Source organism: Bacteroides uniformis, from assembly GCF_025147485.1.
GTDB lineage: Bacteria > Bacteroidota > Bacteroidia > Bacteroidales > Bacteroidaceae > Bacteroides > Bacteroides uniformis.
Genome location: NZ_CP102263.1, coordinates 3,079,155 through 3,093,974 on the forward strand (window position 1 = coordinate 3,079,155; position 14,820 = coordinate 3,093,974).

Annotated in this window: 13 protein-coding genes and 3 pseudogenes; all 16 read left to right on the forward strand. The window is 42.8% G+C overall.

Translation table 11 applies throughout. From position 1 onward, the window contains the following. Positions 1-2 precede the first annotated feature (2 nt). The 16 genes and pseudogenes from NQ510_RS12180 (at position 3) to NQ510_RS12255 (ending at position 14,812) form a co-directional block, all read left to right on the forward strand. On the forward strand, positions 3-323 hold the full coding sequence (locus NQ510_RS12180; RefSeq protein ID WP_005828231.1) for an LbetaH domain-containing protein: 321 nt from the start codon (positions 3-5) through the stop codon (positions 321-323). A gap of 295 nt (positions 324-618) precedes the next feature. Next, the gene (locus tag NQ510_RS12185; protein WP_034525624.1) at positions 619-1,398 is read left to right on the forward strand and encodes a glycosyltransferase family 2 protein; all 780 of its coding nucleotides are present in this window, start codon (positions 619-621) and stop codon (positions 1,396-1,398) included. Position 1,399: 1 nt separating this feature from the next. Further along, positions 1,400-2,500 (forward strand): GDP-mannose 4,6-dehydratase, encoded by a 1,101-nt coding sequence (gene gmd / locus NQ510_RS12190; RefSeq protein WP_005828235.1) that lies wholly within the window; start codon positions 1,400-1,402, stop codon positions 2,498-2,500. A 10-nt stretch (positions 2,501-2,510) separates the two neighbouring features. After that, positions 2,511-3,726 (forward strand): annotated as a pseudogene (locus NQ510_RS12195) (GDP-L-fucose synthase family protein). 875 nt (positions 3,727-4,601) lie between these two features. After that, positions 4,602-4,796: pseudogene (locus NQ510_RS12200) on the forward strand (IS66 family transposase); the annotation flags it as partial. Between the two features lie 86 nt (positions 4,797-4,882). Further along, positions 4,883-5,197 (forward strand): annotated as a pseudogene (locus NQ510_RS12205) (GDP-mannose 4,6-dehydratase); the annotation flags it as partial. Positions 5,198-5,691: 494 nt separating this feature from the next. After that, complete coding sequence (locus NQ510_RS12210) at positions 5,692-6,672, forward strand: NAD-dependent epimerase/dehydratase family protein (RefSeq protein WP_005828255.1); 981 nt, start codon at positions 5,692-5,694, stop codon at positions 6,670-6,672. A gap of 51 nt (positions 6,673-6,723) precedes the next feature. Beyond that, the gene (locus NQ510_RS12215) at positions 6,724-7,674 is read left to right on the forward strand and encodes an MraY family glycosyltransferase (RefSeq protein ID WP_005828257.1); all 951 of its coding nucleotides are present in this window, start codon (positions 6,724-6,726) and stop codon (positions 7,672-7,674) included. A gap of 206 nt (positions 7,675-7,880) precedes the next feature. Further along, positions 7,881-8,381 (forward strand): HU family DNA-binding protein, encoded by a 501-nt coding sequence (locus tag NQ510_RS12220; RefSeq protein WP_005828259.1) that lies wholly within the window; start codon positions 7,881-7,883, stop codon positions 8,379-8,381. Positions 8,382-8,413: 32 nt separating this feature from the next. Continuing rightward, positions 8,414-8,509, forward strand: a complete 96-nt coding sequence (locus NQ510_RS12225; RefSeq protein WP_005828262.1) for a smalltalk protein — start codon at positions 8,414-8,416, stop codon at positions 8,507-8,509. 153 nt (positions 8,510-8,662) lie between these two features. Next, positions 8,663-11,125, forward strand: a complete 2,463-nt coding sequence (gene pheT, locus NQ510_RS12230; protein WP_005828264.1) for a phenylalanine--tRNA ligase subunit beta — start codon at positions 8,663-8,665, stop codon at positions 11,123-11,125. A gap of 45 nt (positions 11,126-11,170) precedes the next feature. Next, positions 11,171-11,908, forward strand: a complete 738-nt coding sequence (locus NQ510_RS12235; protein WP_005828265.1) for a YebC/PmpR family DNA-binding transcriptional regulator — start codon at positions 11,171-11,173, stop codon at positions 11,906-11,908. After that, positions 11,908-12,153: a TIGR03905 family TSCPD domain-containing protein gene (locus NQ510_RS12240; protein ID WP_005828266.1), complete on the forward strand. Its 246-nt coding sequence runs from the start codon at positions 11,908-11,910 to the stop codon at positions 12,151-12,153. Before NQ510_RS12235 ends, NQ510_RS12240 begins: the two co-directional genes overlap by 1 nt. A gap of 126 nt (positions 12,154-12,279) precedes the next feature. Continuing rightward, the gene (locus NQ510_RS12245; RefSeq protein WP_005828267.1) at positions 12,280-13,545 is read left to right on the forward strand and encodes an Nramp family divalent metal transporter; all 1,266 of its coding nucleotides are present in this window, start codon (positions 12,280-12,282) and stop codon (positions 13,543-13,545) included. A 32-nt stretch (positions 13,546-13,577) separates the two neighbouring features. Further along, the gene (locus tag NQ510_RS12250) at positions 13,578-14,342 is read left to right on the forward strand and encodes an exodeoxyribonuclease III (protein WP_005828268.1); all 765 of its coding nucleotides are present in this window, start codon (positions 13,578-13,580) and stop codon (positions 14,340-14,342) included. Further along, positions 14,342-14,812: a C-GCAxxG-C-C family protein gene (locus NQ510_RS12255; RefSeq protein WP_005828270.1), complete on the forward strand. Its 471-nt coding sequence runs from the start codon at positions 14,342-14,344 to the stop codon at positions 14,810-14,812. The genes NQ510_RS12250 and NQ510_RS12255 overlap by 1 nt, the downstream gene beginning before the upstream one ends. Positions 14,813-14,820: the final 8 nt, after the last annotated feature.

Genomic DNA, 14,820 nt, shown 5'->3' on the forward strand with positions numbered 1-14,820 from the left:
TTGTGGATATTAATAGACTTATACATTCAAATAATCCACTTCTAAAGATTGCTTTTAGAGTTTATAAGGTAATAAAATCAGAGTTGCTTAATTCTAATGAAATTGGTAATAATATTAAATTCCCACATTGGCTTGAAGGAATAATTTTGCATGGGAATACAACTGTAGAAGATAATGTTACGATATTCCATCAAGTAACTTGTGGTAGAGGCGACATATATAATATTGTTGATGACGCCCCTGAATCAAAGTTTGAAGGGGTGTCAGAGGGTTGTGTGTTATGTATTGGCTGTAAGGTTATTTGTAATGGCGGAACAGAATAGGCTTCGTGTTTTCTGAGCTCAGCGAAGAAAATCTGAAGTAGTAGTTGAACATTCATTGTTGTATAAATTATTTGTGGGGAGAGAAATCTGTTATCCCTCAGTATAATAAGTGGTGTATCAGACTCAAGAAGTAAAATTCGGGATATAATGTCGTCTCAAAACCCTTATTTAGGGCTTTTAAATGTTAAATTATTAAGTCGTACAACTTTTTATAGGTCAATTAAGATGATAAAAATAATTTATTTATGAGGACTTTGGGAAGAAGCGTACGCTTACTGAATAATCAATGCTATTTATGAAAATCTCTGTAATCACTGCTACTTGGAATAGCAGTGTAACTTTGTGTGACACTATGCGTAGTGTTGTCGAGCAAATTCCTGCTCTTTCGGAATTGAACGCAGAACTTGAATATATTATCATCGATGGTGCTTCTAATGATGGTACGGTTGATATTATTTGTGAATTTGAATCGCAGTTTGGTGATTGTCTTAAATGGATATCTGAACCGGATAAAGGTATCTATGATGCTATGAATAAGGGTATTGAAATGGCGACAGGTGATGTGATAGGAATATTAAATAGCGATGACTTTTATACTTCAAATGATTGCTTAGCGACCATTGTTAATGAATTTAGTCTTGATAATAATTTAGATGCTACTTATGGTGATATTCATTTTGTTAATGACAATAATCTTAATAAATGTGTTCGCTATTATTCTTCAAAATTATTTCGACCATGGATGATGCGATTTGGCATGATGCCCGCTCATCCGTCTTTCTATTGTAAACGTGAGATATATAAGAGATATGGTGTATTCAATATTGAATACAAAATTGGAGCAGACTTCGAAAATCTGTTAAGATTGATATTTAAAAATCATATTAAGACAGTATACATATCAAAAGATTTTGTTACGATGCGTACAGGTGGCGTAAGTACAGATGGATTGCAAGCTAGAATACGAATTATGCAAGAACATATCAAGGCTTTTAAAGCAAATGGAATATACTCAAATAGACTTATATTATCATTACGATATATTTATAAGATATATGAATTAATAAGAAAATAATATGATATCTAAGCAAAACATTGCCTTAATAACAGGCATCACAGGTCAGGATGGTTCTTTTCTTGCCGAACTTCTATTAGAGAAAGGATATGACGTGCATGGTACTATACGTCGCTCGTCAGTGGATTTTCGTGAGCGTATTGTTCATTTAGAGGGTAAGCCTCATTTCCACCTTCATTATGCAGATTTGGGTGATTCGATGAGTATTATTCAGGTGATGAATAAGGTGCGTCCTACTGAAATATACAACCTGGCCGCTCAAAGTCATGTGCAGGTAAGTTTCGATTCCCCTGAGTTTACGGCTGATGTGGATGCTACGGGCGTACTTCGTGTATTGGAAGCAGTACGTCAGTGTGGACTGGCATCTACTTGCAGAATTTATCAAGCTTCAACATCTGAACTCTATGGTAAGGTAGAGGAAGTGCCACAAAGTGAAAAGACTCCTTTTCATCCTTATAGCCCTTATGCCGTAGCTAAGCTTTATGGCTATTGGATAGTGAAAGAGTATCGTGAGGCATACAATATGTTTTGCTGTTCGGGTATTTTGTTCAACCATGAATCGGAACGCCGTGGTGAGACTTTTGTTACTCGTAAGATAACACTAGCTGCTGCCCGTATAGCACAAGGCAAACAAGATAAATTATATCTAGGCAATCTTTCATCTCTTCGTGACTGGGGGTATGCAAAAGATTATGTGGAGTGTATGTGGTTGATTCTTCAGAATAAACAACCAGAGGACTTTGTGATTGCTACTGGTGAACAGCACTCGGTTCGTGAGTTTTGTTACTTAGCATTCAAGCACGCAGGTATTGAATTGGAGTTCCAAGGTGAGGGAATAGATGAGAAGGGGATCGATAAGGTTACCGGTAAGGTGCTTGTAGAGGTATCGGAAGATTTTTATCGCCCTACTGATGTGGTTAATCTTTGGGGTGATCCTACTAAGGCTCGTACTGAGTTAGGTTGGAATCCGGGTAAAACACCACTAACAGAACTTGTTCGTATCATGGTGGATCATGATATGGAGAAGGTTGCCGTGGAACGTGTACAGGATGAAGTAAAGACAAACTTGGCAGAATATCTTGAAAAGGGCATCGTTAAGTAATTTAATTACCATGTTAGATAGAAACAGTAAGATATATATAGCAGGACACCACGGTTTGGTGGGTTCTGCCATTTGGAAGAATTTAGAGGCTCGTGGCTATCATAATTTGGTTGGTCGCAGTCACGATGAACTTGATTTGACCGATCAATATCAGGTTCAGAAGCTTTTTGATGAAGAGCAGCCGGATGCTGTAATATTGGCTGCTGCTTTCGTAGGTGGTATTATGGCTAACTCTCTTTATCGTGCCGACTTTATCATGCAGAATATGAAGATGCAGTGCAATGTATTAAGCAATGCACATTCTCATGGGGTTAAGAAGTTGTTGTTTTTGGGTAGTACTTGTATATATCCTAAAAACGCTCCTCAGCCAATGCGTGAGGATGCTTTGCTTACCAGTGAATTGGAGTTATACCAACGAGGAATATGCCATTGCAAAGATAGCAGGTTTGAAGATGTGTGAGAGTTACAACCTGCAGTATGGTGATAACTATCTTGCAGTAATGCCTACTAATCTTTACGGTCCTAACGATAATTTTCATTTGGAGAATAGTCATGTGATACCTGCCATGATGCGAAAAATCTATTTAGCTAAATTGATTCATGAGGACGATTGGCAGAGTATTGAAAACGATATGGACAAACGTCCTATCAATCCAAATGAAAAGTTGAAAGCTATAATAGGAGAGGGAAATGTAGATGGCTCAAATTCTCATGACCGCATTCTCTCGGCTTTAGAGTTTTATGGTATCTACGGCAACAAAGTGGTGCTTTGGGGTACAGGAACTCCTCTTCGTGAGTTTCTGTGGAGTGAGGATATGGCAGATGTCAGCGTACATGTATTGTTGAATGTTGATTTCAAAGATATTATCGGTATTGATAAGTATTCATCTGTACAATATGGTGTAAAGGCTGATGGTGCAGTTGACCGTAACAACTCAGATGGTCGTGGTGGTGCTATTCCTTCTCTTGGTGAGATTCGCAACAGCCATATCAATGTAGGTACGGGAAAGGAATTAACCATCCGTGAACTTTCTGAACTGGTGGTTAAGGTTGTAGGTTTTTCGGGAATGGTTGAATTTGATACTTCCAAACCTGATGGTACCATGCGCAAATTGATTGACGTTTCGAAGCTTCATTCTCTTGGTTGGTCGCATAAGGTTGAAATAGCAGAGGGTGTACAGAAATTATTCGAATGGTATCAAGAGAGTCTTCAAAATCATAGATGAGTACAAGAGTATTTGTTTCTGGTTGTTACGATCTACTTCATTCGGAGCATGTGTAGTTTTTTCTGCAAGCTGCACAATTTGGTGATCTGTCTGTAGGCGGCAAGACCATTATATAGACTCTTTGATGGAACGTGAGAAGCAGATTGAGAATGTCAAGAGAAAATGTCAAAGACACATGACACGTAAGGCAGAAAAGTGTCAAAGTCTCAATCTGTGGCAGATTTCTCCGTAGTAGTGTTGAAGTTCTTGTAGTGAGAAGGGAGGGGGAGCGAAGGGGGAAACGTATTCAGCGGATTGTATCGCGCAACTTGATAAACAGGACACAATGCAAGAAGCAAAACCATTTCAAATAGACAAAAGAATAATCTTTGAAGCCTTTAAGAAAGTAAAGTTTAATTAAGGTAGTTCAGGCATTGATGGTAAGAGATGAGCACTTATGAGCAAAATTGGGGTTTCAATCTTTATTATCTATGGAATTGCATGAACTCCGGTAATTATATGCCAAAGCAGTAAAATTTGTAGAAATACCGAAATTCAATGGCGGTAAAAGACCTTTAGGGATTCCCACTATTGAAGACCGTATTGCACAAATGGCTGTTGTAAATGTCATTGGGCCCCTCATAGAACCTTGTTTTTATGAGGATTCATTTGGATATCGTCTGCATCGCTCTGCTCATGATGCCATAGCTAAGGCAGAAAGGCGGGGAAGTATGCATGGGTTTTAGATATAGATATATCCAAATTCTTTGATACAATCGCTGTGGCTTATTAATAAAAGCGGTGGAGAAGCATATCAAGATAAAATGGACGCTTCTCTATATGAAACAATTCCCTTGGGTCTACTTGATAGGAACCATTCGAAAGCTTACTACTATAACTCACTTCATTACGGTAGTGATGCCGGTGCTGAAATGGCTGTAACTTATCACAGTGTGATTGGAATGATAAAGTTTCATAGTAGTTCTATCTGGAACTTCATCGGAACTTTTTTCAAAAATATCTTTAACGGTTACAAGGATTATGTTAACGTAGTTCCTGACAAAATCACCTTGGCTGCAAGCCAGTGTTAAATTCAAAACTAATTAATTAACAAAACTTGGTTTAGGGCACTGTAATGTGTCCTTTCAAAGGTGAATACCCTAAATCGAGTGCTTGCATGCATACGGTTCATGAGTTTGTAACTTTGTCTTTCAAGAAAGTCGGTGTTGAACTTTGTTGGGAAGGTGAAGGTGTGAATGAGAAAGGCATTGATGTGAAGACTGGCAGAACGCAGGTTGAAATCGATATCAATATTTTCGTCCTTGTGAGGTTGAGCAGTTGTTGGGAAATCCTATGAAAGCCAAGACGCTCAAGATACTACTGAGGGGGGAGTTCTACGAAGACAAGCTTTCCGGAATTAGTGAAGATGATGGTGGAGCATGATATGCGGTTTGTGAAGAAATTGTATCTGAAATCGCAAGTTGTTGAATGATTATTAGTATATCTCAAAATAGGTAAGTTTTTTTGTAAGAAAATGGAAGCTATGGGTAAGATGAAATCATATAAAGAACAAAATGAGAACAAACAAGTTGTTGGTGCTATAAAATATGTTCAAATAGCTCGCGAGGAAAGGACAGATGATTTCCAATAAGGTTGTATACGGATTGTTATCTGAAAAGTTAGAATGGAAGTAGTTTGGTCTGATTTATGGAAAGAAAACAGTTGATGATATCACCATTAAAATCATTTCCTTTATAGAATCATTGGGGCACGCGCCTCATTTGGGTAAGAAGGTGTTACGCTTATCTCAGTATGGAGAGATTAAGTGTGTTTTTTATAAACAGAACCATATTTATTATCAAATGTTTGAGGATAGAATTGAGATAATAATAGTCTGAGATGGACGGCAAGATCCTCGTCGTTTGCAAAATCTTCTAATTGATTTTCTTACTAAATAAGTGAAGATTTAAAGTTTTATTTTACTTCATGAACATACTTATTACTGGAATCCACGGTTTTGTGGGTTCCAACTTTGTTGTTGCCTTAAAGGAGCGTCATAACCTTTATGGGCTGGATATTGTCGTACCAGAAAAGGAAGGAGTGGTAAAGACTTTTTCTTGGAAAGACATTGAACCGGCTTCTTTTCCGATGCGGAATCTTCCGAAATTCGATGCCATTATCCATCTGGCGGGCAAGGCTCACGATACGAAGAACCGTTCTGCAGCCCAAACTTATTTCGGCATCAATACCGGATTGACCCAAAAGATATTTGATTTCTTTCTGGAATCGTCCGCGAAGAAATTCATATTCTTCAGTTCGGTAAAAGCCGCTGCCGACAGTGTGGTGGGGGATATGCTGACTGAAGATGTGGTGCCTGCCCCGGTAGGGCCGTATGGGGAAAGCAAGATAGCTGCGGAGAATTACATCCTTGGCCGGTTGAAGACTGAGGATGGCAGATTGAAAGCTAATCTATATGATGGCAAAGATGTCTATATCCTGCGTCCCTGCATGATTCATGGTCCCGGCAACAAAGGCAATCTGAATCTTCTTTATAATGTGGTGAGGAAAGGCATTCCCTGGCCTTTAGGGGCTTTTGAGAACAGAAGGTCTTTTACTTCAATAGACAATCTCTGCTACGTGGTGGAAGGTCTTTTGACCAAGGAGGTGGCGAGTGGTATCTACCACATGGGAGATGACGAAGCCTTGTCCACAAATGAGCTGATAGCTTTGATGTGTGAGGCTTTGGAGCGTAAGCCGCATATCTGGAAGATAAACAGAGGACTGATGGAGTTCTGTGCCCGTTTTGGGACTCTGCTCCATTTGCCTTTGAATGAAGAGCGTCTGCGCAAGTTGACAGAGAATTATGTGGTGAGTAATGCGAAGATAAAGGCTGCCCTGGGAATTGACAGAATGCCGGTGAGGGCAGAGGAGGGGATAGTGAGAACGATAAAATCGTTCTCAAATTAAAAGTTAAGAATTAAAAATTGATAATTAAAAATTAAAGAGGAAAATACTGTTATGTATTATCTGCTAATACTGGTTCTGCTGTTTTTAGCAGAACTTTTTTATTTTAGAATAGCTGATAGGTGTAATATCATTGACAAGCCCAATGAGCGCAGTTCCCATACGAAAGTGACTTTACGCGGTGGTGGGATTATTTTCTATTTCGGAGCGTTGGCTTATTTCCTGACGAGTGACTTTGAATATCCCTGGTTCCTGCTTGCCTTGACACTGGTGACGTTCATCAGCTTCGTGGACGATATAAAATCCACCGGACAGATGACAAGACTGCTTTTTCATTTCTCTGCCATGGCCTTGATGTTTTATCAGTGGGGACTGTTCTCCTTGTCTTGGTGGTGGATAGTCATAGCCTTGATAGTCTGTACGGGCATCATCAATGCCTATAACTTTATGGATGGCATTAACGGCATAACCGGCGGTTATTCTCTGGTTATTCTTGCTGCGTTGGCTTATGTCAATAAGGAGGTGGTTACTTTTGTGGAAGCGGATTTCATATATACCGTTATCTGTTCTGTTCTTGTCTTCTGTTTCTTCAATTTCCGCAAGCATGCCAAATGCTTTGCCGGTGATGTGGGTTCGGTGAGCATTGCCTTCATCCTTCTTTTCCTGATAGGCAGGCTCATCATTGAAACAGAAGATTTCAGTTGGATAGTCCTTTTATCCGTTTATGGTGTGGATAGTGTGCTGACTATCATTCACCGCCTGATGCTTCATGAGAATATCGGACTACCGCATCGTAAACATCTGTATCAGATTATGGCGAATGAGCTGAAGATTCCTCATGTAATGGTTTCTTCTATTTACATGGCAGTGCAGGCAATCATAATCGTAGGATATATAATGTGTTTGGATTCAGGCTACTGGTATCTGCTATGTACCATCCTCTTGTTAAGTCTTATTTATGTCTGTTTCATGAAGAGGTATTTTGGATTACATCAATCAATTTGAAATAAGCTTTCCTTTTTTTGATTAAGTTGGCTTGCCTAATCTGTCGACTTGTAAATCAATACTTTATAAACTTATCTCAGAAAACAGCTTCAGCGAGGCTGTTTTTTTTGTTTGCAGGCAAATATATCCTCACCTTTGCATTGTTGATCAACAAAACGAGATTAAAAACCATGTTGAATTAAAAATGTAAAAAGGAGAAAGAAAGTATGCCTTTATTTTATTATGCAAGACAGTCGTCTCTGGCGACAAAAGAGGGTGCCAAACTTTGGCATCTGAGTTTGAAGAAAGTGGGAAGAGCCGTGGATGCGCAACAGCTGGCTGAGGTGATTGCCGAGAAATCTTCCCTGACTCCGGGTGACGTACATAATGTAATCCGTAACCTGATGACGGTAATGAGGAGCCAGTTGCTGAACAGCCGTACGGTGCGTCTGGATGGCCTGGGCACATTCACCATGAAGGCCCGTACGCGAGGTAAGGGAGTGGTCAAATCTGAAGACGTGAATCCCAATCAGGTGACTGCTTTGCGCTGCCAGTTTACTCCGGAATATACGCGCCCGGCTGCCATCGGCACTACGCGTGCCCTGCTCCAGGGTGTGGAGTTTGAGAAATGGACGGGAGTGGTGACTGACGGTAAGGATGATGCCGGTGATGGTGGTAATTCCGGTGGCGGTTCCGACGGTGACCAGGGAGAGAACCCGTTAGGATAAGATGTATTTACTAATTTTGAAAGATTAAGACTATGAAAAAGAACGTTTGGGACAAAATTTTGAAGGTAGTGATAGCTGTTGCTTCCGCCATATTGGGAGCTTTAGGCGCCAATGCAATGAATGTATAAATTGTAGATTCATGTAGTAATATTAGGGGAAAGGCGGTGAAGGAAAAGCACTTCATCGCCTTTTTGTTATTTTCTTCATTTATAATTCCCTGCCAACCAAAAAATCTTATTACCTTTGCAGGTCACTTTTGGAAACAATAAAAATGTAATGATATGAATATCTCTTATAATTGGTTGAAAGAGTATGTCGATTTCGATTTGACACCGGATGAAGTTGCTGCGGCACTAACCTCCATCGGACTGGAAACGGGAAGTGTGGAAGAGGTGCAAACCATTAAAGGCGGACTGGAAGGACTGGTCATCGGCGAAGTGCTGACATGCGAAGCTCATCCTAACTCAGACCATATGCACGTCACTACGGTGAACCTGGGACAAGGTGAACCCGTGCAGATTGTATGCGGCGCTCCGAATGTAGCTGCCGGACAGAAAGTGGTAGTAGCCACGTTGGGTACAAAACTGTATGACGGTGACGAATGCTTTACCATCAAGAAATCAAAACTTCGTGGCGTGGAATCTGTCGGCATGATTTGTGCTGAGGATGAAATCGGTATCGGTACGGACCACGCAGGCATCATCGTACTGCCGGAGACAGCTGTTCCGGGTACGCTTGCCAAGGACTACTATAACATCAAGAGCGATTACGTACTGGAAGTGGACATCACTCCCAACCGTGCCGATGCTTGCTCACATTATGGGGTGGCACGCGACTTGTACGCCTACTTGATACAGAACGGTAAGCAGGCTACCTTGAAGAAACCTTCGGTAGACGCTTTTGCGGTAGAAAATCACGACTTGGATATTAAAGTAACTGTAGAGAACAGCGAAGCATGTCCCCGATATGCCGGCGTTACGGTGAAAGGGGTTACAGTAAAAGAAAGCCCCGAATGGTTGCAGAACAAGTTGCGTATTATCGGCCTGCGTCCTATCAATAATGTGGTGGATATTACCAACTATATCGTTCATGCTTTCGGCCAGCCGCTGCACTGCTTCGATGCGGATAAGATTAAAGGCGGTGAGGTGATTGTAAAGACCATGCCGGAAGGTACTCCGTTTGTAACTCTTGATGGCGTGGAGCGTAAATTGAACGAACGCGACCTGATGATTTGCAACAAGGAAGAGGCGATGTGTATTGCCGGTGTGTTCGGCGGTCTGGATTCCGGTTCTACGGAAACCACCAAGGATGTGTTCCTTGAAAGTGCCTACTTCCATCCCACATGGGTACGCAAGACAGCCCGTCGTCATGGATTGAACACAGATGCTTCTTTCCGTTTTGAAAGAGGTATTGACCCGAATGCCACTATTTACTGCCTGAAGCTGGCTGCTTTGATGGTAAAGGAACTTGCCGGAGGTACCATTTCTTCTGAAATAAAAGATGTGTGCGCCGCTCCTGCCAAGGATTTCCGTGTGGAACTTGCCTATGAGAAAGTGAACTCACTGATTGGTAAAGTTATTCCGGTGGATACCATCAAGAGCATCGTGACAAGTCTGGAAATGAAGATTGTAGACGAGACAGCCGAAGGGCTTACACTGGATGTTCCTCCTTACCGTGTGGACGTGCAGCGCGATTGCGATGTAATAGAGGATATCCTGCGTATCTACGGATATAATAATGTGGAGATTCCGACTACCTTGAAGTCTTGTCTGACTACCAAGGGTGAATATGATAAATCCAACAAACTGCAAAACCTGGTTGCCGAGCAGCTGGTGGGCTGTGGTTTCAATGAGATTCTGAACAACTCGTTGACGCGTGCCGCTTACTATGACAACTTGGAGTCTTATCCGTCGAAGAATCTGGTAATGTTGCTGAATCCGTTGAGTGCAGACTTGAATGCCATGCGTCAGACACTGCTTTTCGGTGGATTGGAAAGCATCTCGCACAACGCCAACCGTAAGAATGCAGACCTGAAATTCTTTGAATTCGGTAATTGTTATCACTTCAACGAGGAAAAGAAGAATCCGGAGAAAGTGCTTGCCGCTTATTCCGAAGACTATCATCTTGGTTTGTGGGTGACTGGCAAGAGGGTGACCAACTCATGGGCTCATCCGGATGAGAACAGCTCGGTATATGAGCTGAAGGCATACGTTGAGAATGTCTTTGCCAGATTGGGGCTGCACATGCATGATTTGGTTGTCGGCAATCTGACTGATGACATCTATGCTGCCGGTTTATCCGTACAGACAAGGGGTGGAAAGCGGTTGGCTACTTTCGGTATTGTAACAAAGAAGCTGCTGAAGGCATTCGATATTGACAACGAGGTTTACTATGCCGATTTCAACTGGAAAGAATTGCTGAAGGCCATCCGCAATGTGAAGGTGAGCTATACGGAAATCTCCAAGTTCCCTGCCGTGAAACGCGACTTGGCGTTACTGCTCGACAAGAAAGTGCAGTTTGCGGAAATTGAGAAGATTGCCTACGAGACGGAGAAAAAGCTGCTGAAGGAGGTTTCTCTCTTTGACGTTTATGAGGGTAAGAATCTGGAAGCCGGTAAGAAGAGTTACGCGGTGAGCTTCCTGCTGCAGGATGAGAATGCCACGTTGAACGATAAGCAGATTGACAAGATTATGTCCAAACTAGTGAAGAACCTGGAGGACAAGTTGAATGCCAAGCTGCGTTGATTCATTATTCAGAATTTATAATTCATAATTTAAAATACAGTTCCAATGGGAAGAGCGTTTGAATATAGAAAAGCTGCCAAATTGAAAAGATGGGGTCACATGGCAAAGACCTTTACAAGACTGGGTAAACAAATTGCTATTGCGGTGAAGGCCGGTGGTCCGGAGCCGGAAAACAACCCGACACTGCGTTCGGTTATCGCTACTTGTAAGCGTGAAAACATGCCGAAGGATAATATTGAACGTGCTATCAAGAATGCGATGGGTAAGGACCAAAGCGACTATAAGGGTATGACTTATGAAGGATACGGTCCTCACGGTGTAGCTGTTTTTGTGGATACACTGACCGATAACACTACCCGTACAGTAGCCGATGTGCGTTCCGTATTCAACAAGTTCGGCGGTAACTTGGGAACAATGGGTTCACTGGCTTTCTTGTTTGACCACAAGTGCGTGTTCACTTTCAAGAAGAAAGACGGTATCGATATGGAAGAACTCATTCTTGACTTGATAGACTATGACGTAGAGGAAGACTACGAAGAGGATGAAGAAGAAGGTACTATCACTATTTATGGTGACCCGAAAAGCTATGCAGCTATCCAGAAACATTTGGAAGAGTGCGGTTTTGAAGATGTCGGCGGTGAGTTTACCTATATCCCGAACGATATGAAGGATGTGACTCCCGAGCAACGCGAAACCATCGACAAGATGATAGAGCGTCTCGAAGAGTTTGATGATGTACAGACGGTTTATACTAACATGAAACCGGAAGAAGGCGGAGAATAATGACATATACATACAAGACGCAAGGTACGTGTAGCAGTAACATCGAACTGGATGTGGAAGATGGTATTGTGAAAGAAGTGGCATTTTGGGGTGGATGTAATGGAAACCTGCAAGGACTTTCACGTTTGGTGAAAGGCATGCCGGTAGATGCGGTGATTGCCCGTTTGGAAGGAATTCGCTGCGGAAGACGTTCCACTTCCTGCCCCGACCAATTGTGCAAGGCATTGCACGAGATGGGGTATTGAGCCTACTGCCTGAAAGAATGGATGAGAGCCCTTGACATTGAAAGATGCCAGGGGCTTTTTTTGAACCTAACATGGAGGTATTTGTTATTATTTGAGTATTTTTACGCTCTTAATTGAACAGACACAATGAAGAATATTTTTAAAGACTTGAAACGGAGAGACCACAAACGCTATCTGGGCGGTCTGGACGTTTTTAAATATATAGGTCCCGGACTGCTGGTGACTGTGGGCTTTATTGACCCGGGGAACTGGGCATCTAATTTTGCGGCAGGGTCTGAATTTGGCTATTCGTTGCTGTGGGTCGTGACTTTATCCACTATCATGCTGATTGTATTGCAGCATAATGTGGCGCATCTTGGCATTGTAACCGGCTTGTGCTTGTCCGAAGCCGCTACCAAATATACTCCTTCCTGGGTGTCGCGTCCCATATTGGGTACAGCAGTGCTGGCTTCCATCTCGACTTCGCTGGCAGAGATATTGGGAGGTGCCATCGCTTTGCAGATGCTGTTTGACATTCCCATCATATGGGGTTCTGTCTTGACTACCGTATTTGTAGTCGTCATGCTTTTCACTAATTCCTACAAGAAGATAGAACGTTCCATCATTGCTTTTGTTTCGGTCATCGGGCTCTCCTTTATCTATGAGCTGTTTCTGGTGAAGATAGATTGGTCGCTGGCTGCACAAGGGTGGGTGACACCTTCGTTCCCGCATGGGAGCATGCTGATTATCATGAGTGTGCTCGGTGCGGTGGTGATGCCGCATAATCTGTTTCTGCACTCGGAAGTGATACAGAGCCATGAATATAATAAGAAAGATGATGCATCCATCCGTAAGGTGTTGAAATATGAATTGTTCGACACGCTGTTCTCTATGATTGTGGGATGGGCCATCAACAGTGCCATGATACTGCTGGCAGCGGCAACTTTCTTTAAAAGCGGTATTCAGGTGGAAGAGTTGCAGCAGGCCAAATCTTTGCTGGAGCCGTTGCTGGGGAGCAGTGCTGCCGTGGTTTTTGCATTGGCATTACTGATGGCGGGTATATCTTCCACGATAACCAGCGGTATGGCGGCAGGTTCTATCTTTGCCGGTATTTTCGGAGAATCCTATCATATCAAAGACAGTCACTCGCAGGTGGGTGTGATTCTGTCGCTGGGCATTGCGCTGCTGCTGATTTTCTTTATCGGAGACCCGTTCAAAGGACTGCTGATTTCACAGATGATACTGAGCATCCAGCTGCCGTTCACGGTTTTCCTGCAAGTAGGACTGACTTCTTCGCGCAAGGTGATGGGGCAGTATGTAAACAGCAAATGGAGTACATTTGTACTTTATGCCATTGCTGCGGTGGTCACTGTGCTGAATATCATGCTGCTGGTATCCGAGTTGACATCTTGAATAATTCATTTTTAAGAAATCAAATAAGTAGTATGAAGATTATTACATATAACGTAAATGGGCTGAGGGCTGCCGTGACAAAAGGTTTTCCCGAGTGGCTGGCACAAGAGCAGCCGGATGTGCTTTGTTTGCAGGAAACAAAGCTGCAACCGGAACAGTATCCGGCAGAGGCGCTGGATGCTTTGGGGTATAAGCATTACCTATATTCTGCACAGAAGAAGGGGTATAGCGGAGTCGCTATTTTGAGCAAGCAAGAACCGGACCATGTGGAATATGGTATGGGTATTGAAGAATACGATAACGAAGGGCGCTTTATCCGTGCCGACTTCGGCGATGTGTCCGTTGTGAGTGTTTATCATCCTTCCGGTACCAGCGGTGATGAACGCCAGGCCTTCAAGATGGTCTGGTTGGAGAAATTCCAGGAATATGTATTGGAGCTGGAACGTACGCGTCCTAAACTCATTCTTTGCGGCGATTATAATATCTGCCATGAGGCAATAGACATTCACGACCCTATCAGGAATGCCACCAACAGTGGCTTCCTGCCTGAAGAGCGGGAGTGGATGACGCGCTTTCTCAATGCGGGATTCATAGATTCCTTCCGTTGGCTTCATCCCGACAAGCAGGAATATACGTGGTGGAGCTATCGCTTTAATTCACGTGCCAAGAACAAAGGGTGGCGCATTGATTATTGCATGGTGAGTGAACCGGTGCGCCCGATGTTGAAGGAGGCGAGAATATTGGGTGACGTTGTTCATTCGGACCATTGTCCGATGTTGTTGGAAATTACAGAATAATGATGATGGAAACAAAAAACAGAATCGAAAAAGCTGTGGAGCTTTTCAAGAGTGGCTATAACTGCTCGCAGTCGGTGGTGGGAGCTTTTGCAGATATGTATGGCTTTACAGAAGAGCAGGCTTTCCGGATGTCCGCCTCTTTTGGTGGTGGCATAGGTCGTATGAGGCAGACATGTGGTGCTGCATGCGGCATGTTCCTATTGGCCGGATTGGAAAAAGGAGCTGTGGAAGGCAAGGATCGTGAAGGTAAGGCGGCAAACTATGCGTTGGTGCAGGAGCTGGCTGCTGAGTTCAAGAAACGAAACGGCTCTTTGATATGTGCTGAATTGTTGGGGTTGAGAAAACCGGAAGGTTCGTCCGTTCCGGAAGCCCGTACCGAGCAGTATTATGCTAAACGCCCGTGTGCCAGGATGGTAGAGGTAGCTGCCCAAATTTGGACCGAATACCTGGAAAAAATGTCCTCAAAGTAAGAAAAAAG

Coding starts and splice junctions, on each gene's coding strand:
- NQ510_RS12185 (WP_034525624.1), top strand. CDS start 619: ATGAAAATCTCTGTAATCACTGCTACTTGGAATAGCAGTGTAACTTTG.
- gmd (WP_005828235.1), top strand. CDS start 1,400: ATGATATCTAAGCAAAACATTGCCTTAATAACAGGCATCACAGGTCAG.
- NQ510_RS12210 (WP_005828255.1), top strand. CDS start 5,692: ATGAACATACTTATTACTGGAATCCACGGTTTTGTGGGTTCCAACTTT.
- NQ510_RS12215 (WP_005828257.1), top strand. CDS start 6,724: ATGTATTATCTGCTAATACTGGTTCTGCTGTTTTTAGCAGAACTTTTT.
- NQ510_RS12220 (WP_005828259.1), top strand. CDS start 7,881: ATGCCTTTATTTTATTATGCAAGACAGTCGTCTCTGGCGACAAAAGAG.
- NQ510_RS12225 (WP_005828262.1), top strand. CDS start 8,414: ATGAAAAAGAACGTTTGGGACAAAATTTTGAAGGTAGTGATAGCTGTT.
- pheT (WP_005828264.1), top strand. CDS start 8,663: ATGAATATCTCTTATAATTGGTTGAAAGAGTATGTCGATTTCGATTTG.
- NQ510_RS12235 (WP_005828265.1), top strand. CDS start 11,171: ATGGGAAGAGCGTTTGAATATAGAAAAGCTGCCAAATTGAAAAGATGG.
- NQ510_RS12240 (WP_005828266.1), top strand. CDS start 11,908: ATGACATATACATACAAGACGCAAGGTACGTGTAGCAGTAACATCGAA.
- NQ510_RS12245 (WP_005828267.1), top strand. CDS start 12,280: ATGAAGAATATTTTTAAAGACTTGAAACGGAGAGACCACAAACGCTAT.
- NQ510_RS12250 (WP_005828268.1), top strand. CDS start 13,578: ATGAAGATTATTACATATAACGTAAATGGGCTGAGGGCTGCCGTGACA.
- NQ510_RS12255 (WP_005828270.1), top strand. CDS start 14,342: ATGATGATGGAAACAAAAAACAGAATCGAAAAAGCTGTGGAGCTTTTC.